Source organism: Bifidobacterium pongonis, assembly GCF_019331805.1.
Taxonomy (GTDB): domain Bacteria; phylum Actinomycetota; class Actinomycetes; order Actinomycetales; family Bifidobacteriaceae; genus Bifidobacterium; species Bifidobacterium pongonis.
On sequence record NZ_JAHBBE010000001.1, the window covers coordinates 82,625 to 104,838 of the forward strand.

Sequence of the window (22,214 nt, forward strand, 5' to 3'; positions counted from 1 at the left end):
AAGCCGTTACACTAAGTGACTATGAGCGAGAGAACCGAAAGCGAAGAGCGCTTAGCGCGTCCGCTGATTCAATTGGCAAAGTTGGCTGGCATCTCTACCAGCTATGTCGGCATGAGCCATGACTACCACGAGATCGAAGATGATGTCCTGGTGGCGGTGTTGGGGGCTTTGGGCATCGATGCCTCAAATGACGCCGTTATCAAGCAGTCGATCAGGCAGATTCTGGACGAACGTCACGGCCGTCTGGTGCCGTACACCGTCCTGCATAACGTGGGCTCCGAAAGCCATGTGCTGGTCAACGTCGGCATGACCGACATCCCCAGCGCCACCATCACGTTGGAGAACGGCCAGGAGTACCAGGGCGCGATCCTTCCCGATGCGGGCGACGGTTCCGCCGCCTACCTGGTGAACGATCAGTTCGTCGTTACTGCATCCGTTGTCATTCCGGCCGACCTGCCGGAAGGCTACCATACGTTGCACGTCACCGTCGGCGACCGCACCGAGGACGCCACGCTGATCAGCGCCCCCGCCAAGGTGGAACTGCTCGACGAGATGAAGCAGGGTCACCTGTGGGGCTGGATGGCCCAGCTGTATTCGCTGCGTTCCGCCAAGTCTTGGGGCGTCGGCGATTTCGTGGACCTCGCCAACCTGCTCAAGGACGCCAAGCGCAAGACCGGCGCCGACTTCACGCTGATCAACCCGGTGCACGCGGCCGAACCGGTGTCCCCGCTGACCCCGTCCCCGTACCTGCCGATTTCCCGCAGTCTGGTGAACTTCACCTACATCCGTCCGGAAGCGGTCGAGGAATACAAGCTGCTCGGCGCGGAAAGCCTCTCCGAGATCCGCGAACTGTTCGCCTCCGTCGAACCGCTCAACAATCAGGCCGAAATCGTCGATCGCAACGCCATGTGGCATGCGAAGATGCAGGCGCTGTGGATCATCTTCAAGGCCGGCCGCACCTCCGAACGCCAGCGTGAATTCGCCGCCTTCTGCGAGAAGACCGGCGAGGATCTCGAAGCCTACGCCACCTGGTGCCTGTGCTATGACAAGTGGGGTGCCGCCGAAGGCACGCCCGACAATTGGACCCAGCGCTTCAACAAGCAGTCCCCGGAAGTGAACGCCCTGCGCGAGCAGTTCCCCGACACGCTGAACTTCTACCGTTGGCTGGAATGGATCGCCACCGAGCAGCTCGACCGTGCGCAGAAGAGCGCGCGCGAGGCCGGCATGCGCATCGGCGTGATGGCCGATATGGCCGTCGGCGTCCACCCGCTCGGCTCCGAAGCCTGGTGGTACCCGGAGCGTTTCGCCAAGGGCGCGACCGTCGGCGCACCGCCGGACATGTTCAACCAGCAGGGCCAGGATTGGAGCCAGCCGCCGCTGAACCCGATCGCCCTGGATCGTACCGGTTACAAGGCATACCGCGACATGGTGCACAACATGTTCACCCATGCCGGCGCCGTGCGCATCGACCACATCCTCGGCCTGTTCCGCCTGTGGTGGATCCCGTCCGGCCACAAGGCCAACGACGGCGCCTACGTGCATTACGATTCCGACATCATGCTGGGCGTTCTCGCGCTTGAAGCCTCCCGCGCCGACGGCGTGGTGGTCGGCGAGGATCTCGGCGTGGTCCCCGAATACGTGGCAAGCTCCCTGTCCTCCCACGGCCTGCTGGGCTGCGCGGTGGAATGGTTCGAGCAGTTCGACGGCAAGTTCCGTGCGCCGGCCGATTGGCGCGAATACGCGCTGGCCTCGGTCAACACGCACGACCTGCCGCCGGCAGCCGGTTACCTTGAGCTGGAGCATGTCAAGCTGCGCGAGCGCCTCGGCCTGTTGGAAGGCCCGGCGGAGGACTTCGAACGTTCCGCCATGGCCGAGCAGGACGCCATGATTTCGATGCTGCTCGGCAACGGCTACATCAACGAGGAAGAGGCCACTGACCGCGAGACCCATGAGGCCGACATCATCGCGGCCCAGTACCGTGCGCTCAACGATTCGCCGTGCAAGCTGCTCGCCGCTTCGATCACCGACGCAGTCGGGGAGAAGCGCACGCAGAACCAGCCGGGCACCAACAACGAGTATCCGAACTGGCGTATTCCGCTCGCCGACGGCAAGGGCGAAGTGGTGCTGCTGGACGACATGTTCGATCGCAGTGATGTGCAGCGTCTCGCGGCCATCATGCGCAACGAGCAGTAGTCCGCGCGAACGCCGGAAAAGGCGGTTCTCATAAGGAATCGCGCATGCATTCCGTAGCCTGTTTCAGGCCGGTTGCATGCGCGATTTTTTCGTATCGCAGTGTGTCGGCCGTATGTCAAGCCTCGCGATATACTTGTGAGCTGTTGTGTTTCCCTAAGGGGTCCTTCAAAGCGCATTCCCACTCGCAATCGAGGACTTTCAGGGAGCCCACGGATAATGAGGTGGAGGTTTCCGCAGTAACGCCCTAACCAAGCGTGCTGGGAACGCCGAAGCCCGGAACACAATACTAGAAAAGGTAGAACAGTGAAGACTTTCACTCCGAAGCCCGCCGATCTGAGCCATGAGTGGTACATCGTTGACGCCACCGACGTGGTGCTGGGCCGTCTCTCGACTCAGGTTGCAACCCTTCTGCGCGGCAAGAACAAGCCGACTTACGCTCCGCACGCTGATTCCGGCAATCACGTCATCGTGATCAACGCCGCCAAGGTGGCGCTGACCGGCAACAAGCTGGGCAAGGAACTGTACAAGCACTCCGGTCGTCCGGGTGGCCTGCGTCGTGACACCTACGCGCAGCTGCTCGCCAACAACCCGGAGCGCATCATCACCAGTGCCGTCAAGGGCATGCTGCCGAAGAACAAGCTCGCCAAGGTGCAGCTTGGTCGTCTGCACGTCTTCGCCGGCGAAGAGCACCCGCACACCCCGCAGAAGCCGCAGGTCTTTGAGATCGCTCAGGTTTCTCAGCAGGCTAAGTGAACCGAAGGGAGATAGAGAACATGGCTGAAAACACCAACAACTCCGCGGTTCAGGAAACCGAAGAGGAGCTCACCAGCTACACCACCGAAACCAACGCAGGTGCTGGCACCGGTACTTCCGCGATCGAGCCGGGCTACGGCACCGGTCGTCGTAAGGAAGCCGTCGCTCGCGTGCGCCTCGTGCCGGGTTCCGGCAAGTGGACCATCAACGGCCGCACCCTGGAGGAGTACTTCCCCTCCAAGCTGCTGCAGCGTGAGGTGAACTCCCCGATCGTCCTGCTCAAGCTCGAAGGCAAGTTCGACGCGATCGTCCTCGTTGACGGCGGCGGCACCACCGGCCAGGCCGGCGCCATCCGTCTCGGCGTGGCTCGCGCCCTGAACGCCATCGACCGCGATGCCAACCGCGCCACCCTGAAGAAGGCTGGCTTCCTGACCCGCGACGCTCGTGTCGTGGAGCGCAAGAAGGCCGGTCTGCACAAGGCACGTCGTGCACCGCAGTTCTCCAAGCGTTGATTTTCGCTTACTGCTGGAAACCCCTCGAAGGTTCGTCCTTCGAGGGGTTTCCTCGTTTTCGGCGGCTTTGTGTGTCGGTCAGCCGAGTGCGGTCTGGCGCATGATGGTGATGCTCATGGACGGCACCGTCCAGACGTTCGACTGCACGTTCGGCTGTGCATCGGGCTGCGTACCGGATTGCACGTTGGACTGTGCGTTCGGCTGTGAGCCGGGCTGCACGTTGTTGGCGCCTTGCGCGCGATGCTGATCGGGAGCGGGCTGCGTGCGAAGCCCACGCAATACGCGCTGACGGGCCTGTGCCACACGCTGCTGGGCCTCGCTGTGCGCCAGCACGCGGTAGATACGCGTTTTGGCCGTCAACCCCGGCAGGGTGACGGTTTCCGGCATCTCATCCTCCTGCGGCCACGGCTTGACCGCGGGGCGCCGCTCTGGGTCGTCCTGTTCCGCCTGCACTTCCTGGATGACTTTGCCGATGCGGGTGTCCTTCGGCACGAAATGGGTCCAAATGGAATCCTCATTGGTGAGATCCAGTTTCTCCACTTCGGTGCCGTGGCCGGGGTAGGCGCCCGTGGTTTCGGCGGAACACCAGAGCGGCTGCCATTCGGTGTCGGCGGGCAGATGGAATTCCTTGTCGCGGCATTCGCCGTTCACCAGCAGGATCACGTCGAGCTCGTTGAGCGAAAGCAGTCGCATGGCGAAGCTTCGGATGCTCTTGTCGAACCAGTCCTGCTCCATCGGCGTCGTGCCGTCCGGCAGGAACCACTGCACACGGCTCGACGGCTTCAATAGGCCGATCTGGCTGAGCCTGGTGAAGAAATCCTCATGATGGTAGAGGTCGAGCGACTTGCGGATGGAAATCAGGCGGGACACGGATTCCAAGCGGAGCATTTCCGGCGTTTTGGTGCTGTGGTACAGCCAATCCCATTTCAGCCAGGTGATGTCGTTGTCTTGGCAATAGGCGTTGTTGTTGCCGTTCTGGCTGTTGCCGAATTCGTCACCGGCGAGGATCATCGGTGTGCCCAGCGAAAGCAGCACCATGCCGAGCAGGTTCTGTGCGGCGCGTTCGCGCTTCGAGAGGATGACGGGGTCGTCGCTCGGCCCTTCGACGCCGAAGTTGTTCGACCGGTTCACGTTCGAACCGTCATGGTTGTTCTCGCCGTTGGCCTCGTTGTGCTTATGCGAGTACATGGTCAGATCGTTGAGGGTGAAGCCGTCATGGCATGCGACGAAGTTCACGGAGGCGGTGGCGCCGCGGCCGGGGTCGGTGGCGAACAGGTCGGCCGAACCGCACAGGCGCGTGGCCATCTCCTGCATACCGACGGTGTTGCCCTGCTGCTGGTCGGCTTCGGCGAGCCAGAACGTGCGCGAGGTGTCGCGGAAACGGTCGTTCCATTCCGCGAACGGGATGCCGAACTGGCCGGTGCGCCACCCTTGGTTGCCCAGATCCCACGGTTCCATGATGATCTTGAGGTTGCCGAGCAGCAGATCGGAGCGCAGGGCGTACAGGAACGGGTGGTAGCGCGTGAATTCGCCGTCCAGGCGGGCGATGCTGGGCGCGAGGTCGAAGCGGAATCCGTCGATGCCGATGCGCTTGGCCCAGTATCTGAGCGAGTCGACGGCGAAGGTCGTCACATGCGTGTTGGTGAAGTCGAGTGTGTTGCCGCAGCCGGTGGTGTCTTCCAGGTAGGCGATGTTGTTCTTCTGCCTGCGGTAGTAGGAGAGGTTGTCGAGGCCGCGCCAGCAGATGCTGGGGCCCGCCGAGCCGCCTTCGCAGGTGTGGTTGTATACCACGTCCATCAGCACTTCGAAGCCCGCGTCGTGCAGGGCCTGCACCATGTCGATGACTTCCTGGCGTACGGCGTTGGCGCCGGCCTCCTGGGCCGCCTTGGTGGCGTACGAGGCCTCGGGGGAGAAGTAGCTGAGTGTGGAATAGCCCCAATAGTTGCGCTTGCCGCGTTCCTGGAGGAAGACTTCGGGCTGGCTCGCCTGGATGGGCAGCAGCTCGATGGAGGTCACGCCGAGCCCTTGCAGGTACGCCAGTGTGGTGGGGTGCGCGAGGCCCGCGTAGGTGCCGCGTAGTTCCTCGGGAAGCCAGGGGGCGTTGGCGGTGAAGCCTTTGACGTGCAGTTCGTAGATGACGGTTTTGCTCCACGGGACGTGGGGATGCACGCTTTCGCTGTCGAGTTTGGTGGTGGCGCGGTCGTCGATGGCCACGGAGACGGGCATTCTGCCCAGCGAGTCGATGGTGCTCATCTTGCCGAACGGGTCGCCGACGATCTTGCCGTCCTCCAGCTTGCACTGGTAGGCGAAGGCGGCCGGGTCGAGCTGCATGGTGCCGTCGATGCCTTTTCCATACGGGTCCAGCAGCAGTTTGTAGGGGTTGAACCTCACGCCGCGTGAGGGGTCCCATGCGCCGTCCACGCGGTAGCCGTAGCGCATGCCGTCCCACGCTTTGGGGATGTGCACGGACCATAGGCCGTAATTCGGGCCTTCCATTTTGAACAGGGTCTCGCGCACGTAGGTCGATTCGATGATGCGGGTGCAGACCTTGAATTCGCTGATCTGTTTGATGAGGGGGATGGAGGTGTTGGGGAACAGTCTGATCGCCTCGCTGTAGAAGGCGCTGGGTTGATCGACCGGTTCCAGCACGCAGAACCATACCTGATCGGCGGTTTCGGAGCGGACGATGGCGTCGGCGCCGCCATCATCGGTGAAGTACAGGCCTGGTCTCGTGGCGTAACGGTGCAGCGGTGGATTTTGCATACCTCTCATTGTAGGTGGCGCAATCGTTCCTCGATGACCGTCGCGTCCGGCATGTTCCGCGCGACGCGCCGTGAAAACCTTTATAACAAACACTTTAAGAAAACAGATTTGCAAAACATAATGAAAGAATGTATGCTGTAGTCATCAAGCAGAACGAACTGCTGGACAACACAAACGTTTATCCGCAAGTCGCGGAACGCTTTCGCCGATGAAAGGAACGATCATGAAGGCTCTGGTGCTTACCGGTGTGAAGGAATTCGAAATCCAGGATCTGGCCACCCCCGAAATTCTGCCGAACGAGGTGCTGATCAACACCGCATACGCGGGCGTGTGCGGCACGGATCACGACCTGTACGCGGGTCGCCCCGGCTCCGCCGCCGCCGTTCCTCCGATCGTGCTCGGCCACGAGAACTCTGGCGTCGTCGCCGCCGTCGGTTCCGAAGTCACCAACGTCAAGGTCGGCGACCGCGTGGCCGTCGATCCGAATATCTACTGCGGCCAGTGCGAGTTCTGCCTGACCCAGCGTCCGGAACTGTGCGACCACCTGAGCGCGGTCGGCGTCACCCGCGACGGCGGCCTGGCCGAACAGTTCACCGCTCCCGCCACCGTGGTCTACAAGCTGCCCGATAACGTCTCCCTGCGCGACGCGGCCGCCATCGAACCGGTCTCCTGCGCGGTGCACGGCCTCGACCTGCTCAAGCTGCGCCCGTACCAGAAGGCGCTGGTCATCGGCGACGGCTTCATGGGGCAGATCTTCGCCCAGCTGCTGCAGGCCTACGGCGTGCATCAGGTCGACCTCGCCGGCATCTTCGACGAGAAGCTGCAGCGCAACAAGGAACTCTTCGGCGTCACCGAAACGTACAACACCACCCGCGAGCAGATTCCGGCGGACTCCTACGATGTCATCGTCGAGGCGGTCGGCCTGCCCACCACCCAGGCCCAGGCGGTCGCCGCGGCCAAGAAGGGCGCCCAGGTGCTGATGTTCGGCGTCGGCCCGCAGGAAGCCCACTTCGAGATGAACACCTACGACATCTACAAGAAGCAGCTCACCATCCAGGGCTCCTTCATCAACCCGCTGACCTTCCGCGACGCCATTTCGCTGGTCTCCGCCGGCAAGATGAACATCGGCGGCCTGATCAGCCACGAGCTGGAGCTCGAAGAGGTGCAGGACTTCCTCGACGGCAAGATCGAAGGGGTTTCCAAGGCCGTCGTCAAGATCGGCAAGTGACGCCGAGGGTAGTCGCAAGCTCCCAACCACCAAGGCCGCCGTGGCGTGCACCCGCGCGGCGGCCTGCCTCCCACCTCCTCAAAACGGCGTGAGGGCGCCACGGCAACGAAGACGGGCGCCCCGCACGCGAATACTTGTATGATTTTCTGCAAACGGCTTTCCCAACGTCGGCGAAGGCCGGGTAAGGGTTGTTGCAATGATTAGGCTGCTTGAGCGCCTCGGCGTTCCCCGAGTGCTGATGCTCGGCTTCCTGGCCGTCGCGATCTTCATGACCGGTGACGGCTTCGAACTCACCTTCCTGTCCAAATTCATGGTGGATCAGGGATTCACCTCATCCCAGGCCTCGCTGCTGGTCACCGTATACGGTCTGTTCGCGGCGCTTGGCGGATGGTCCGCCGGCGTGCTCGCCGAGATGTTCGGCGCCCGCCGCGTCATGATGTTCGGCGCATGCTGGTGGATCGGCATCCATCTGCTGTTCCTCGGCGTGGCCATCCCCAGCCACATCTACCCGTTGATCCTCGGCCTGTACGCCATGCGTGGCATCGGCTACCCGCTGTTCATCTACAGTTTCGTGGTGCTGATGGCGCAGTACATCTCCCCGTCCAGACTCGCCTCGGCCACCGGCTTCTTCTGGACCTGCTTCTCCCTGGGCATCGGCGTGTTCGGCGCCTACCTGCCGAGTTTCATCATGCCGGTGTTCGGCGAATACCGCACCTTCTGGTTCGCGCTGCCGTTCTCCATCGTCGGCACGATCATGTGCTTCCTGTTCGTGCCGAAGAACAAGATCGTCAAGGGCGAGGGGTTGAGCCGCAAGGAACAGCTGAAGGAACTGGCCGAAGGCGCCACCATCCTCGTCACCAACCGCAAGATCCTCATCTGCGCGATCATCCGCATCATCAACAACCTGCTGCTGTACGGCTTCCCGGTCATCATGCCCCTGTACCTGTGCACCACGCACAACGGCGGCATCAACATCTTCAAAACCGAGGAATGGATGCGCATCTGGGGCTTCGTGTTCGTGGTCACCCTGATCTTCAACACCTTCTGGGGCTGGTTCATGGACCGCTTCGGATGGGTGTGGCCGATGCGCTGGTTCGGCTGCGCGGTGCTCGCCGTCGGTTCCGTCGCCTTCTACTACATTCCGCAATGGTTCGGCGCGAACGCGCTGATGATGATCATCGCCTCGGTCATCGTGGGCATCGGCACTTGCGCCTTCTCGTCGCTGCCGACCATCATGACGCTGTATGCTGGCGAAGGCAAGCAGGGTGCGGCACTGTCCGCATACAACCTCGCGGCCGGCCTCACCACGTTCGCGGGCCCCGGCATCGCCACGATCCTTCTGCCGACCATCGGCTACGGCGGCGTGTGCTGGACGTACGCGGCGCTGTACGTGCTGGCGTTCGTGCTGACGCTGTTCATCCGTCCGCAGCAGCCCGGATTCGACGAGCACGGCCACCGGATCGCCAAGGCGAAGAACAAGGCTGCCGAAACCGTGGAGGCCGCCGCACCCGCCGCACCCGCCACCGTCGCCGCAGCAGCCGCGGTCGCCACCGGCGAATGAGCATCGCCGACCATCGATCATCAACCATCAACCACCAATCGATCACCGAAAAGGAGAACATCATGACCGAACCCATGTCCGCATTCACCACCGATCTGCAGCATTCCGGCATGATCGCCAGGGATCTGGACGAAACCATCGCCTTCTACACGGAGAAGCTCGGATTCGAGCTCGCCGGCCTGTTCCACAACGGGGACAACCGCTGCGCCTTCCTGCGCTACGGCCATCTGACCATCGAAACTTGGGAGGGCGAACCGGCCCCCGGTGTCACCGGCGCCATCAACCATTGGGCGTTCGACACCCCGGATATCGAAGCGGCGTTCGACAACGCCAAGAAGCTCGGCCTGGAGTTCAAGGACACCGAGATCCAGCACATCGACAGCTTCTGGGAACATGGAATCCGCTACTTCAACGTGTACGGTCCCAACGACGAGACCATCGAGTTCTGCCAGATCGTGTGACGGCGCAAAGAGCGCCACAGCGAAAAGAGCCGCAGCCCACCCGTGGAAACGGGTGGGCTGCGGCCCTTTTCGGCTTGTTGCACACCTGCCGTGGTATGCCGACAGGGCCCGGCGGAATGCGGGGGAGAGGCGCTATGCGCGCCCGCAGATCCCGTCCACGTAGTCGCGCACGAAGCGCAGGGCCGCGCCGATGATGTTCTGATCCTCGACGCAGATGCTCTTCTTCAGCGTGAAATCGGTGCTGAACGGGCTGAGCGCCTCCGTGCGGCGCTTGAGCTCGGCCAGCATGTCATCGTCCAGGTATTGCGCGGCCTCGCCGCCGATGATCACATCGCCTGCGATCACCGAACGGATGTTGACGATCGCCTGCGCCACGTACCCCATCCATTCGTCGAAACGCTGGCGATGCCCGCGTTCGCCCTGGCTCAGCACCGAGAAGAAGCCGGGCATTCCCTCGCCGTCCTCCAGCAGCGCCTCCGGCGAGCAATACGGGTCCATGCAGCCGTGCTGCCCGCAGTAGCAGGCGCGTCCGCCCGGCACTAGACACATATGCTCCACGGTGCCGTTGGACAGGCTCGGGCCTTGGTACAGCGCCCCGTGCGCAATCACCGCGCCGCCGGGGCGACGCTCCAAGTAGATGCAGACCGCGTCGCGGATGCTGGGATCGAACCAGAGCTCGGCCATGGCCGAGGCGTCCGAGTCGTGGATCATAAGCGCGGGGAATTCGATATGCCGGGTGAGTTTCTCCAGTGTCAGCCCGGTGTTGCCGACGATCCGCCCGAAGGTGATCGCGCTGCCGTCGGGGGAGACGATGCCTTGGATGGAGAAGGCGACACCGAGCACCTGGCTGCCCGAGCGCACCACGCGCCCCGCGAATTCGGTGACGAGATCGCCGACCATGTCGTAGTAGTCGCCGGTGTCGCGGTAGGAGACGCGCTTGCGTTTGCGGGCGATCACCTCGCCGTAGAGGTCCACCGCCACCAGCGTGACGCCGTCCGCGCGCATACGAACGCCGATCGCCGCATGTGATTTCGGGGCGAACTTGTAGGTCTGCGCCTTGCGCCCGCCGGTCGATTCCGTCGGCTCGCCGCGCTCGACCAGTCCTTCGTCTTCAAGGTCGCGCAGATTGGCGGTGATGGTGGGCAGACTCAGGCCGAGGGTCATCTGCAGATGCTGCTTGGTGGACGGGCCATGCCGGTACAGGTAGTCGATCATCGCCTGACGGTTGGCCTGTTTGACCGCTGTTGATGGCATGGGCTTCATGACGTTCCTTTCGTGTTCCACATCGACGCGCTTATCCTGCCACTTTATCAAAAGTCTTTTCAAAATGTCGTGTCGCTGCGCATGGCGGACGATGCCGTCAAGACTTGATTTCCCGCTGTAAGGGGCGTTGACGGGGCGGGTATGGGGTGATTAATGCAAAGCGGGTTTACAGAAGTTGGGCCTAGATTCGCATTGATGTGCAACAGTTTTGTAAAACTATTTTTAGGAATACTGATTTGGCGATGTTCGTTCGATAGGTAAAGTAAACAAAAACTCACATTTTATGAAGAATGAACAGAGATTCGTGCAAAAATAGCGCTTGTTTACACATTAAGGAAACGAAATATAACATGAAACGCACAACCCGCTTAAAGGATGAAAAGATGCGGAGGGTCATGTATATTGTGATGCAGGTCACAGGCGATTCGCAGTTATGAAAAGCCGTGACATGACTGCTGTACAACGGCAATCAACAAGAAGGAATAACGCACCACGTTCCAGATCTCTATTAGAGGAGGATCCTACAGTGGCAGAAACTAAGAACAGCGCAACGAAGCCGACTCCGGAAGAAAAGCTCGCCGCAGCCGAAGCTGAAGTGGACGCACTCGTAGCCAAGGGCCAGCAGGCTCTCGTCGAATTCGAAAAGCTCGACCAGAAGCAGGTCGACCACATCGTCGCCAAGGCCTCCGTGGCGGCACTGAACAAGCACCTCGTGCTCGCCAAGATGGCCGTCGACGAAACGCACCGCGGTCTGGTCGAAGACAAGGCGACCAAGAACATCTTCGCCTGCGAGCACATCACCAACTACCTGGCTGGTCAGAAGACCGTCGGCATCATCCGCGAAGACGACGTGCTCGGCATCGACGAAGTCGCCGAACCGGTCGGCGTGGTCGCCGGTGTCACCCCGGTCACCAACCCGACCTCCACCGCCATCTTCAAGTCCCTGATCGCCCTGAAGACCCGTTGCCCGATCATCTTCGGCTTCCACCCCGGCGCCCAGAACTGTTCCGTCGCCGCCGCCAAGATCGTGCGCGACGCCGCCATCGAGGCGGGCGCCCCCGAAAACTGCATCCAGTGGATCGAGCACCCCTCCATCGAGGCGACCGGCGCCCTGATGAAGCATGACGGCATCGCCACCATCCTCGCCACCGGTGGCCCCGGCATGGTGAAGGCCGCCTACTCCTCCGGCAAGCCCGCCCTCGGCGTGGGCGCCGGCAACGCACCGGCCTACGTCGACAAGGACGTGGACATCGTGCGCGCGGCCAACGATCTGGTCCTCTCCAAGCACTTCGATTACGGCATGATCTGCGCCACCGAACAGGCCATCATCGCCCACAAGGACGTCTACAAGGACCTCATCCGCGAGCTCAAGCTCCGCAAGGCCTACTTCGTCAACAAGGAAGAGAAGGCCAAGCTCGAACAGTACATGTTCGGCTGTGTGGCGGGCAGCGGCGAAACCCCGAAGCTGAACTCCGTGGTGCCGGGCAAGTCCCCGCAGTTCATCGCCAAGGCCGCCGGTTTCGAAATCCCGGCCGACGCCACCATCCTCGCCGCGGAATGCAAGGAAGTCTCCGACGACGAACCGCTGACCCACGAGAAGCTCGCTCCGGTGCAGGCCGTGCTCAAGGCCGACAACAAGGAGCAGGCCTTCGAAATGTGCGAGGCCATGCTGAAGCTCGGCGCCGGCCACACCGCCGCCATCCACACCAACAACGAGGACCTGGTCCGCGAATACGGCCTGCGCATGCACGCCTGCCGTATCATCTGGAACCAGCCGAGCTCCCTCGGCGGCATCGGCGATATCTACAACGCCATCGCCCCGTCGCTCACCCTGGGCTGCGGCTCCTACGGCGGCAACTCGGTTTCCGGCAACGTCCAGGCCGTCAACCTCATCAACATCAAGCGCATCGCTCGGAGGAACAACAACATGCAGTGGTTCAAGATTCCGGCCAAGACCTACTTCGAGCCGAACGCCATCAAGTACCTGCGCGACATGTACGGCATCGAAAAGGCCGTCATCGTCTGCGACAAGGTGATGGAACAGCTCGGCATCGTCGACAAGATCATCGACCAGCTGCGCGCACGCTCCAACCGCGTCACCTTCCGCATCATCGACTACGTCGAGCCGGAGCCCTCCGTCGACACCGTCGAAAAGGGTGCGGCCATGATGCGCGAGGAGTTCGAGCCCGACACGATCATCGCGGTCGGCGGCGGCTCCCCGATGGACGCGGCGAAGATCATGTGGTTGCTGTACGAGCACCCGGAAATCGCCTTCTCCGACGTGCGTGAGAAGTTCTTCGATATCCGTAAGCGCGCCTTCAAGATCCCGCCGCTGGGCAAGAAGGCCAAGCTCGTGTGCATCCCGACCTCCTCCGGCACCGGCTCCGAGGTCACCCCGTTCGCCGTGATCACCGACCACAAGACCGGCTACAAGTACCCGATCACCGATTACGCGCTGACCCCGTCCGTCGCCATCGTCGACCCGGTGCTGGCACGCACCCAGCCGCGCAAGCTGGCCTCCGACGCCGGCTTCGACGCCCTGACCCACTCCTTCGAGGCCTACGTCTCCGTGTACGCCAACGACTTCACCGACGCCATGGCCCTGCACGCGGCCAAGCTCGTGTGGGACAACCTGGCCGAATCGGTCAACGGCGAGCCCGGACTGGCCAAGACCAACGCCCAGGAGAAGATGCACAACGCCGCCACCATGGCCGGCATGGCATTCGGCTCCGCGTTCCTCGGCATGTGCCACGGCATGGCCCACACCTTGGGCGCCCTGCTGCACATCGCCCACGGCCGCACCAACTCCATCCTGCTGCCGTACGTGATCCGCTACAACGGCCAGATCCCGGAGGAGCCCACCTCCTGGCCGAAGTACAACAAGTACATCGCGCCGGAACGCTACCAGGAGCTCGCCAAGAACCTCGGCATCGACCCGGGCAAGACCCCGGCCGAAGGCGTGGAGAACCTGGCGAAGGCCGTCGAGGATTACCGCGACAACAAGCTCGGCATGAACAAGAGCTTCCAGGATTGCGGTGTGGACGAGGACTTCTTCTGGTCCATCCTCGATCAGGCCGGCATGCGCGCCTACGAGGACCAGTGCACCCCGGCGAACCCGCGCATCCCGCTGATCAACGACATGAAGGACATCGCCGTGGCCGCGTACTACGGTGTCTCCCAGGCCGAAGGCCACAAGATCCGCGTGGAGCGCGAAGGCGAGGCCGCCACTGAGGAAGCCTCCGAGCGCGTCTGATTCCGCCGCGCCGAACCGCACCTTTATATAAGGTGCCGCACGGTACCTTATATATAGGTATGTGATGGCAAGGCGCATAGCGGTATGATCCGCGACGCGGTAACGCGATAGCAGGCAAGGAGCCCGACGGGATAACCCGCCGGGCTCCTTGCCGTTTACTAGGCTTTTTGCCTGCCGGTGTTGGATTTCGTCCATGCCTCACGTAGCGTAGGTGGCATGACAGCATCCTCGAAACGACGTACCAGTAAGAAGAGCAGCATACGGAGGCGATTGCGCGCCTGGCTCCCCGGGCAGCCCGGCGCGGTGATGATGGCGATGACGCCCGCGTTGGGCGGCGACATCGCATCCGTCGCCTATGACGGGTTCTCCGCAGCCCCTTGGTGGCTGACCGCGTGCTGGATGTTGTGCTACTGCGTGCAGTTCTCCGCCGCGCGATGGTTCAAGTCGCGCGGTTCGCGGCGCTGGTTGCGCCAGCCGCTCGTCTATTGCGCGATCCTGTGTGCGGTGGGCATCCCCTTCATCGCCGTGCATCCCGACATCCTCGCCTGGGCGCCGACCATGGTGATACTCGCCGTGGCGTCGTTCGCCGCCTCATGGCTGCGCAAGGAGCGGTCGCTGTGGTCGAACGCGGTGGCGGTGGCGGCCGCCTGCCTGATGGCCTTGCTCACCTTCCGGTACGGATGCGATCTGGATATCGTCCGCAAGCTCGGTAACACCGGCATCGTCATCCCCGATCTGGGCATCCGTGATCTGACCGTACCGGGCGTTGACGGATCGGGCAGCCTGCTGGCGTGCGCGTTCGCCATCGCGCAGTTCGGATCCGTGCTTTTCGTCAAAACCATGATCCGCGAGCGTGGGAACACAAAATATCTTGCGGCCTCATGGGCATGGCATGCCGTGGCGGTGGCCATCGCATCCGCCGTGCATATGCCGATGCTCACCGTTCTCAGCGCGCTGCTGCTCATCCGCGCGGTGGTCATGCCGCTTCTCGCCAAACATAGAACGGTCCGCCCGCTGCACACGGGGCTCGTCGAATTCGCGTCCAGCATCGCCTCCTGCGCACTTATCGTGGGTACCGCGGTCTGAATCTCAACGGATCTCAACGGATCTCAACGAACGGCGACACGCCGAACACCATCGAGCCCTGCTTAGTCAGGGCTCGGTGCTTTAATGAACAAGTTGCCTGTTTTGGGCTCGCAAATTGGAATCAAAAAAGCGAGCGCGGGATCGGACCCACAACCGTGGATTCGATGGGCCGCGCACTGATGACGGATGACCGCCTGGAGGACGTATGTCCAATGGAGGCCATGCGCGCCGGTGCCCTCAACACGAAACAGGCTGGTAAACAGTACACGAATCGCTAGAAAGGGCGGACGGCAATGGCGGGACAGAAAATCCGCATCAGGCTTAAGTCCTATGACCACGAGGTCATCGACCAATCGGCGAAGAAGATCGTCGAAACGGTGACGAACGCGGGCGCAACTGTTGTTGGCCCCGTTCCGCTGCCGACCGAGAAGAACGTTTTCTGTGTTATTCGTTCTCCTCACAAGTATAAGGATTCTCGCGAGCACTTCGAGATGCGCACGCACAAGCGTCTTATCGACATCGTGGACCCGACCCCCAAGGCCGTGGATTCCCTGATGCACATCGACCTGCCCGCAGATGTCAACATCGAGATCAAGCTGTAAGGGAGGAGGAACCGATATGTCGCAAAGAGCAGATCGCAAGGCCCTGCTGGGCAAGAAGCTCGGCATGACCCAGGTGTGGGATGAGAACGGTCTCTTCGTTCCCGTCACGCTGGTCGACGTCTCCACCAACGTGGTGACCGCCATCAAGACCGAGGAAACCGACGGCTACACCGCGGTTCAGATCGGTTACGGCCAGATCGACCCGACCAAGGTGACCAAGCCGCTGGCTGGCCACTTCGCCAAGGCCGGCGTCACCCCGCGTCGTCACCTCGTTGAGGTGCGCGAGGACAACGCCACCGAGTATGAGCTGGGCCAGGAACTCACCGCCGAAGTGTTCGAAGAGGGCGCTGAGGTCGACGTGACCGGCACCACCAAGGGCAAGGGCTTCGCCGGCACCATCAAGCGCTGGGGCTTCAAGTCCTACCGTCGTACCCACGGCTCCCACAAGAACGAACGTCGTCCGGGTTCGGTCGGCGCTTGCGCAACCCCGAGCCGTATCCTCAAGGGCAAGCGCATGGCTGGCCGCATGGGTCATGTGACCTCCACCGTGCAGAACCTCACCATCGTCTCCGCGGATGTTGAGAACGGCATCCTCGCCATCAAGGGCGCCATCCCCGGCCCCAAGGGCGGCATCGTTCTCGTCCGTTCGGCAGTGAAGGGAGCCTGATAAATCATGGCAAACGTTACTCTGAACGTCACCGACGCCAAGGGCGCCAAGACCGGCACCGTTGAGGCTCCTGCCGAGCTGTTCGGCTTCTCCGCCGAAGAAGTGCAGGCCCACGTGCCGCTGATCCACCAGGTCGTCGTGGCCCAGCTTGCCGCTGCTCGCCAGGGCACCCACGCCACCAAGACCCGCGCCAACGTTTCCGGCGGCGGCAAGAAGCCGTGGAAGCAGAAGGGCACCGGCCGCGCTCGTCAGGGCTCGACCCGCGCTCCGCAGTGGTACCACGGTGGTGTCGTGTTCGGCCCGCAGCCGCGCAAGTACGACCAGCGCACCCCGAAGAAGATGAAGGCCGCAGCTCTGAAGTACGTGCTGTCCGATCGCGCTAACGCCGGTCGCATCGCAGTCGTCGACTTCGCTGTCGCCGATGCTCCTTCCACCAAGGCCGCCGTTGCTGCACTGACCCCGATCACCGAGAACCGTTTCACCACCGTCGTGCTCACCCGCGACAACGTGAACGAGTGGCTCTCCGTGCGCAACATCCCGACCGTTCACCCGATTTTCGTCGATCAGCTCAACACGTACGATGTGGTTACCGCGCAGTACGTCGTCTTCTCCAAGGAAGCCTTCGAGGCTTTCGTGGCCGCGAAGACCGAGCCGAAGGAGGCCTGATTTAGATGGTCGCTATTCACAAGCCGGCACACGACGTGATTATCAAGCCCGTCGTTTCCGAGAAGAGCTACGCCGCTTCCGACCGTGGCCAGTACACCTTCGTGGTGGCCCCGAACGCGAACAAGGTGCAGATCAAGCAGGCTATTGAAGAGATCTTCAACGTCAAGGTGACGAACGTCAACACCCTCAACCGCGCCGGCAAGCGTCAGCGCACCCGCAACGGTTTCGGCCAGCGCGCTTCCCAGAAGCGTGCGATCGTGACCGTCGCCGAGGGCCAGACGATCGACATCTTCGGTAACTGAAGGCTAGCCGAGAAAAGTTAAAGGAAGAACTACATTATGGCTATCCGCGTATATAAGCCGACGACTGCAGGCCGCCGCAACGCGTCCGTCTCGGACTTCTCCGAGATTACGCGCTCCACGCCTGAGAAGTCGCTGGTTCGCAAACTGTCCAAGACCGGTGGTCGCAACTCCTACGGCCGCATGACCTCCCGCCATCGCGGCGGCGGCCACAAGCGTCAGTACCGTCTCATCGACTTCCGTCGTTGGGACAAGGATGGCGTGCCCGCAAAGGTTGCGCACATCGAATACGATCCGAACCGTACCGCCAACATCGCCCTGCTGCACTACGCAGACGGCGAGAAGCGCTACATCATCGCGCCGAAGGGCATCAAGCAGGGCGACGTCATCGAGACCGGTGCCCAGGCTGATATCAAGCCGGGCAACAACCTGCCGCTGAAGAACATCCCGACCGGTACGATCGTGCACGCCATCGAGCTCCGCCCGCTGGGCGGCGCGAAGATCGCCCGCTCCGCCGGCACTTCCGTCCAGCTCGTGGCCAAGGACGGTGCCTACGCCCAGCTGCGTATGCCGTCCGGCGAAATCCGTAACGTCGACGCGCGCTGCCGCGCCACCGTCGGCGAGGTCGGCAACGAAGAGCACGCCAACGTGCAGCTCGGCAAGGCCGGTCGCGCTCGTTGGATGGGCAAGCGCCCGATCACCCGTGGTGAATCCATGAACCCGGTCGACCACCCGCACGGCGGTCGTACCCGTGGTGGCAAGCCGCCGGTTTCCCCGTGGGGCAAGGGTGAAGTTCGTACTCGCCGTCCGAAGAAGGCTTCGAACAAGATGATTGTTCGTCGTCGTCCGAACGGTAAGAACCGCAAGTAAGGAAGGTCGAGAAGATGACTCGTAGCATCAAGAAGGGCCCCTTCGTCGACGCCCACTTGCAGAAGAAGGTCGACGAGCAGAACGAGAAGGGCACCCACAACGTCATCAAGACGTGGTCCCGTCGTTCTATGATCACCCCTGACTTCATCGGTCACACCTTCGCCGTCCACGACGGTCGCAAGCACGTGCCGGTGTTCGTCACCGAATCCATGGTTGGCCACAAGCTCGGTGAGTTCGCCCCCACGAAGACCTTCAAGGGTCACGTGAAGGACGACAAGAAGGCCCGCCGCTAAAGGAGAGAATGACTTATGGAAGCTAAAGCAATCGCTCGTCACGTCCGCGTGACGCCGCGCAAGGCTCGCCGCATGGTCGACCTCATCCGAGGCAAGCAGGCGACTGAAGCCGTTACCATTCTGAAGTTTGCTCCGCAGGCCGCGTCCCTTCCGGTTCGCAAGGTCCTGGAGAGCGCCATCGCCAACGCTCGCGTCAAGGCCGAGAGGGCTGGCGAGCCGTTCCGCGAGAACGATCTGGTCGTGAAGGAGACCTACGTGGACGAAGGCGTGACGCTGAAGCGTTTCCGCGCCCGTGCCCAGGGTCGTGCCGCTCGTATCAACAAGCGCACCAGCCACATCACGGTCGTCGTTGCCAACAAGGAAGGAGACCGCTAAAGATGGGTCAGAAGATCAATCCCTTTGGCTATCGCCTGGGTATTACTGAGAACCATCGTTCCAAGTGGTTCTCCGATTCCAACAAGGTCGGCGAACGTTACCGCGACTTCGTGCTTGAGGACGACAAGATCCGCAAGGAGATGAGCAAGGACCTCGAGCGTGCCGGCGTGAGCAAGATCGTGATCGAGCGCACCCGTGACCGCGTCCGCGTGGACATCCACACCGCCCGTCCGGGCATCGTGATCGGCCGTCGTGGCGCCGAAGCTGAGCGCGTTCGCGCCAAGCTGGAGAAGATCACCGGCAAGCAGGTCCAGCTCAACATCTTCGAAGTCAAGAACGCCGCGCTGGACGCCCAGCTCGTCGCCCAGGGCATCGCTGAGCAGCTGACCAACCGCGTGACCTTCCGTCGCGCGATGCGCAAGGCTCAGCAGGACGCCATGCGCGCCGGTGCCAAGGGTATCCGCATCAAGCTCTCCGGCCGCCTCGGCGGTGCGGAAATGAGCCGTTCCGAGTTCTACCGCGAGGGTCGCGTTCCGCTGCAGACCCTGCGCGCCCTGATCGATTACGGCTTCTTCGAGGCCAAGACCACCTACGGCCGTATCGGCGTCAAGGTGTGGATCTACAAGGGCGACATGACCGAACGTGAGTTCGAAGAGCAGCAGGCACAGCAGAACAACCGCTCCGGCCGTCGTGGCGATCGCCGCCCGCGTCGTGGCAACCGTTCCGCAGCCAAGCCGCAGACCGCCGAGGCTCCCAAGGCCGAAGCCGCTGCCGAGGCTCCCGCTGCCACGGAAACGAAGGAGTGAGCAAGAATGCTTATCCCAAAGAGGACTAAGTACCGCAAGCAGCACCGCCCGGTTCGTACTGGCATGTCCAAGGGCGGCAACGAGATCAACTTCGGTGATTTCGGCATCCAGGCTCTGGCACCGGCCTACGTGACCAACCGCCAGATCGAAGCCGCTCGTATCGCCATGACTCGTTACATCAAGCGTGGCGGCCGCGTGTGGATCACCATCTTCCCGGATCGTCCGCTCACCAAGCACGCGCTCGGTGCTCGAATGGGTTCCGGTAAGGGCGCCCCGGAGTTCTGGGTTGCCAACATCCACCCTGGTCGCGTGATGTTCGAGATCGGTGGCGTGTCCGAAGACGTCGCTCGCGAGGCTCTGCGCCGCGCAATCGACAAGCTCCCCATGAAGTGCCGTGTGATTGCACGTGAAGGCGGTGACATCTGATATGGCAGTCGGAACCGAAGAGTACTCCATCAAGAATCTCAACGAGAAGACCAACGAGGAGATCGAGGGCTTCCTGAAGAAGTCCAAGGAAGAGCTGTTCAACCTGCGCTTCCAGTCCGCAACCGGTCAGCTCGACAACACGGCTCGTCTCAAGGCCGTCAAGCATGACATCGCCCGCATGTACACTGTGCTGCGTGAGCGTGAGCTTGGCATCACCGCTGAGCCGGCCGCTGAAACCGTTAAGGAGAAGTGAACATGGCTGAAGAGCGCAACTTCCGCAAGGTTCGCCGCGGTTACGTCGTGTCCGACGCTATGGACAAGACCATTTCCGTGGAGCTTGAGAAGCGTTCGACCCACCCGCTGTACGGCAAGGTCGTTCGTTCCACCAAGACGGTCAAGGCCCATGATGAACACAACGAAGCCCATGTTGGCGACCTCGTGAGTATTATGGAGACTCGGCCTCTGAGCAAGACCAAGCGTTGGCGTCTCGATACCATTATCGAACGCGCCAAGTAAACAAAAGTTCGGCAAGGCTCGCCGTACACTGGGCGCAGCAGGAAACACCTCTAGGGGTGTTGCTATTGTGGCCATCTGGAAAGATGGTCACTTTGCTGCGCCCAGTGTGCGGGGAGAACCAGCTCGGCTAAGGAGAATCAATGATTCAGCAGGAAACGCGGCTTCATGTCGCCGACAACACGGGTGCTAAGGAAATCCTTGCCATCCGCGTGCTCGGTGGATCGAAGCGACGCTATGCCGGCCTGGGCGACGTCATCGTCGCCTCGGTCAAGGACGCGATCCCTGGCGGATCGGTCAAGAAGGGCGACGTTGTCAAGGCAGTCGTCGTTCGTACCGTCAAGGAGCACCGTCGTGCGGACGGCTCCTACATCAAGTTCGACGAGAACGCAGCGGTTATTCTCGGCTCCGGCCGTGAACCGAAGGGCACTCGTATCTTCGGACCGATTGCTCGTGAGCTGCGCGACAAGCGCTTCATGCGCATCGTGTCCCTCGCCCCGGAGGTGATCTGACATGGTAGCCAAGATCAAGAGCGGCGACCTGGTCAAGGTCATCCGCGGCAAGGACCGTGGTAAGGAAGGCACCGTTACCCGCGTGCTCTCCAACGATCGTCTGATCGTCGAAGGTGTCCAGATCGTCAAGAAGCACGTGCGCGCCACCCAGCAGGGTCAGCAGTCGGGCATCGTCTCCGTTGAGGCTCCGATCCATCGCTCCAACGTGATGCTGATCGACCCGGAGACCAAGAAGCCCACTCGCGTTGGCGTGAACGTCAAGGAAGAGGCTCGCGACGGCAAGGTCAAGACCGTGCGCGTGCGCGTTGCCAAGAAGTCCGGAAAGGAGCTGGCATGACCGACACCACTACCGTCGAAGCGCCGGCAACTCCGCGCTTGAAGGTGCAGTACAACGAGCAGATCGTGCCTGAGCTGGAGAAGGAGTTCAAGTACTCCAACCCCATGCAGGTTGCGCGTGTGCAGAAGGTCGTCGTCTCCATGGGTGTCGGCGCCGCCGCTCGCGACTCCAAGCTCATCGAAGGCGCCGTCAAGGACCTCACCGCCATCACCGGCCAGAAGCCGAAGATCACCAAGGCCAAGAAGTCCGTCGCGCAGTTCCACCTGCGTGAAGGCCAGGCCATCGGTGCGTACGTGACCCTCCGTGGCGATCGTATGTGGGAGTTCCTGGACCGTCTCCTGACGCTGGCTCTGCCGCGTATCCGCGATTTCCGCGGCATCAACGGCCACCAGTTCGATGGACAGGGCAACTACAACTTCGGTCTCACCGAACAGTCCATGTTCCACGAGATCATCCCGGACGAGATCGATCACCAGCGCGGTATGGACATCACCGTGGTGACCAGCACCAAGGACGACAAGGAAGCTTACGCTCTGCTTAAGCACCTTGGCTTCCCTTTCAAGGAGAACTGATATGGCAAAAACCGCTCTGAAGAACAAGGCGGCCGCTAAGCCGAAGTTCAAGGTGCGCGCTTACACGCGCTGCCAGGTCTGCGGTCGTCCTCATTCCGTGTATCGTAAGTTCGGCCTGTGCCGCATCTGCCTTCGCGAGAAGGCCCACCGCGGCGAGCTGCCCGGCGTTACGAAGTCCAGTTGGTAAACATCGACGCTGAAGG

The 22,214-nt window shown here is 62.0% G+C and carries 25 protein-coding genes; 23 read left to right on the forward strand and 2 right to left on the reverse strand.

Going from position 1 to position 22,214, the window contains the following annotated elements; genetic code table 11:
* Nucleotides 1-21 precede the first annotated feature (21 nt).
* From malQ to rpsI, 3 genes are all read left to right on the forward strand, one after another.
* Entirely contained in the window at nt 22-2,193 is a 2,172-nt protein-coding gene (gene malQ / locus KIH75_RS00305; RefSeq protein WP_219054950.1) for a 4-alpha-glucanotransferase, read from the forward strand.
* A gap of 303 nt (nt 2,194-2,496) precedes the next feature.
* The gene (rplM, locus tag KIH75_RS00310; RefSeq protein WP_033522659.1) at nt 2,497-2,946 is read left to right on the forward strand and encodes a 50S ribosomal protein L13; all 450 of its coding nucleotides are present in this window, start codon (nt 2,497-2,499) and stop codon (nt 2,944-2,946) included.
* 20 nt (nt 2,947-2,966) lie between these two features.
* The gene (gene rpsI, locus KIH75_RS00315; RefSeq protein ID WP_033522661.1) at nt 2,967-3,458 is read left to right on the forward strand and encodes a 30S ribosomal protein S9; all 492 of its coding nucleotides are present in this window, start codon (nt 2,967-2,969) and stop codon (nt 3,456-3,458) included.
* A gap of 78 nt (nt 3,459-3,536) precedes the next feature.
* Here rpsI and glgX read toward each other — a convergent pair whose 3' ends face one another.
* Nucleotides 3,537-6,221, reverse strand: coding sequence for a glycogen debranching protein GlgX (glgX, locus tag KIH75_RS00320; protein WP_219054951.1), 2,685 nt, complete (start codon nt 6,219-6,221; stop codon nt 3,537-3,539).
* Between the two features lie 223 nt (nt 6,222-6,444).
* Between glgX and KIH75_RS00325 the strand changes: the two genes are divergently transcribed.
* The 3 genes from KIH75_RS00325 to KIH75_RS00335 all read left to right on the forward strand — a co-directional run bounded on the left by KIH75_RS00325 (nt 6,445) and on the right by KIH75_RS00335 (nt 9,471).
* Nucleotides 6,445-7,449 (forward strand): zinc-dependent alcohol dehydrogenase family protein, encoded by a 1,005-nt coding sequence (locus tag KIH75_RS00325; protein ID WP_219054952.1) that lies wholly within the window; start codon nt 6,445-6,447, stop codon nt 7,447-7,449.
* 196 nt (nt 7,450-7,645) lie between these two features.
* Nucleotides 7,646-9,010 carry an MFS transporter gene (locus tag KIH75_RS00330; RefSeq protein WP_219054953.1) on the forward strand — a complete coding sequence of 455 codons (1,365 nt, stop codon included), beginning with the start codon at nt 7,646-7,648 and terminating at the stop codon, nt 9,008-9,010.
* A gap of 62 nt (nt 9,011-9,072) precedes the next feature.
* Complete coding sequence (locus tag KIH75_RS00335; RefSeq protein ID WP_219054954.1) at nt 9,073-9,471, forward strand: VOC family protein; 399 nt, start codon at nt 9,073-9,075, stop codon at nt 9,469-9,471.
* A gap of 132 nt (nt 9,472-9,603) precedes the next feature.
* On the opposite strand, the gene KIH75_RS00340 is transcribed toward KIH75_RS00335, so the two are convergent.
* Entirely contained in the window at nt 9,604-10,734 is a 1,131-nt protein-coding gene (locus tag KIH75_RS00340; protein ID WP_219054955.1) for an ROK family transcriptional regulator, read from the reverse strand.
* Between the two features lie 526 nt (nt 10,735-11,260).
* On the opposite strand from KIH75_RS00340, the gene adhE reads away from it, so the two are divergent.
* From adhE to KIH75_RS00425, 17 genes are all read left to right on the forward strand, one after another.
* Nucleotides 11,261-13,987: a bifunctional acetaldehyde-CoA/alcohol dehydrogenase gene (gene adhE / locus KIH75_RS00345; RefSeq protein WP_219054956.1), complete on the forward strand. Its 2,727-nt coding sequence runs from the start codon at nt 11,261-11,263 to the stop codon at nt 13,985-13,987.
* A gap of 216 nt (nt 13,988-14,203) precedes the next feature.
* Nucleotides 14,204-15,073 carry a YwiC-like family protein gene (locus KIH75_RS00350; protein WP_219054957.1) on the forward strand — a complete coding sequence of 290 codons (870 nt, stop codon included), beginning with the start codon at nt 14,204-14,206 and terminating at the stop codon, nt 15,071-15,073.
* Nucleotides 15,074-15,366: 293 nt separating this feature from the next.
* Nucleotides 15,367-15,675 carry a 30S ribosomal protein S10 gene (gene rpsJ, locus KIH75_RS00355; protein WP_003827292.1) on the forward strand — a complete coding sequence of 103 codons (309 nt, stop codon included), beginning with the start codon at nt 15,367-15,369 and terminating at the stop codon, nt 15,673-15,675.
* Nucleotides 15,676-15,691: 16 nt separating this feature from the next.
* Entirely contained in the window at nt 15,692-16,342 is a 651-nt protein-coding gene (rplC, locus tag KIH75_RS00360) for a 50S ribosomal protein L3 (protein ID WP_033522672.1), read from the forward strand.
* Nucleotides 16,343-16,348: 6 nt separating this feature from the next.
* Nucleotides 16,349-17,008: a 50S ribosomal protein L4 gene (gene rplD, locus KIH75_RS00365; RefSeq protein ID WP_219054958.1), complete on the forward strand. Its 660-nt coding sequence runs from the start codon at nt 16,349-16,351 to the stop codon at nt 17,006-17,008.
* 5 nt (nt 17,009-17,013) lie between these two features.
* On the forward strand, nt 17,014-17,310 hold the full coding sequence (gene rplW, locus KIH75_RS00370) for a 50S ribosomal protein L23 (RefSeq protein WP_219054959.1): 297 nt from the start codon (nt 17,014-17,016) through the stop codon (nt 17,308-17,310).
* Nucleotides 17,311-17,346: 36 nt separating this feature from the next.
* On the forward strand, nt 17,347-18,177 hold the full coding sequence (gene rplB, locus KIH75_RS00375; protein WP_003827286.1) for a 50S ribosomal protein L2: 831 nt from the start codon (nt 17,347-17,349) through the stop codon (nt 18,175-18,177).
* 14 nt (nt 18,178-18,191) lie between these two features.
* Nucleotides 18,192-18,470 (forward strand): 30S ribosomal protein S19, encoded by a 279-nt coding sequence (rpsS, locus tag KIH75_RS00380; protein WP_003808025.1) that lies wholly within the window; start codon nt 18,192-18,194, stop codon nt 18,468-18,470.
* A 15-nt stretch (nt 18,471-18,485) separates the two neighbouring features.
* Nucleotides 18,486-18,845, forward strand: coding sequence for a 50S ribosomal protein L22 (gene rplV, locus KIH75_RS00385; protein WP_033522676.1), 360 nt, complete (start codon nt 18,486-18,488; stop codon nt 18,843-18,845).
* 2 nt (nt 18,846-18,847) lie between these two features.
* On the forward strand, nt 18,848-19,651 hold the full coding sequence (rpsC, locus tag KIH75_RS00390) for a 30S ribosomal protein S3 (protein ID WP_033522678.1): 804 nt from the start codon (nt 18,848-18,850) through the stop codon (nt 19,649-19,651).
* A gap of 6 nt (nt 19,652-19,657) precedes the next feature.
* Nucleotides 19,658-20,077 carry a 50S ribosomal protein L16 gene (gene rplP, locus KIH75_RS00395; RefSeq protein ID WP_003827283.1) on the forward strand — a complete coding sequence of 140 codons (420 nt, stop codon included), beginning with the start codon at nt 19,658-19,660 and terminating at the stop codon, nt 20,075-20,077.
* 1 nt (nt 20,078) lies between these two features.
* A complete protein-coding gene (gene rpmC, locus KIH75_RS00400; RefSeq protein ID WP_033522679.1) occupies nt 20,079-20,330 on the forward strand; it encodes a 50S ribosomal protein L29 in 252 nt (83 codons plus the stop codon).
* Nucleotides 20,331-20,332: 2 nt separating this feature from the next.
* Entirely contained in the window at nt 20,333-20,593 is a 261-nt protein-coding gene (rpsQ, locus tag KIH75_RS00405) for a 30S ribosomal protein S17 (protein ID WP_219054960.1), read from the forward strand.
* 140 nt (nt 20,594-20,733) lie between these two features.
* A complete protein-coding gene (gene rplN, locus KIH75_RS00410; RefSeq protein ID WP_033522682.1) occupies nt 20,734-21,102 on the forward strand; it encodes a 50S ribosomal protein L14 in 369 nt (122 codons plus the stop codon).
* Between the two features lies 1 nt (nt 21,103).
* Nucleotides 21,104-21,439, forward strand: a complete 336-nt coding sequence (rplX, locus tag KIH75_RS00415; RefSeq protein WP_033522684.1) for a 50S ribosomal protein L24 — start codon at nt 21,104-21,106, stop codon at nt 21,437-21,439.
* Entirely contained in the window at nt 21,436-22,011 is a 576-nt protein-coding gene (rplE, locus tag KIH75_RS00420; RefSeq protein WP_003827278.1) for a 50S ribosomal protein L5, read from the forward strand. The genes rplX and rplE overlap by 4 nt, the downstream gene beginning before the upstream one ends.
* A 1-nt stretch (nt 22,012) precedes the next feature.
* Nucleotides 22,013-22,198: a type Z 30S ribosomal protein S14 gene (locus KIH75_RS00425; RefSeq protein WP_003808046.1), complete on the forward strand. Its 186-nt coding sequence runs from the start codon at nt 22,013-22,015 to the stop codon at nt 22,196-22,198.
* Nucleotides 22,199-22,214 lie beyond the last annotated feature (16 nt).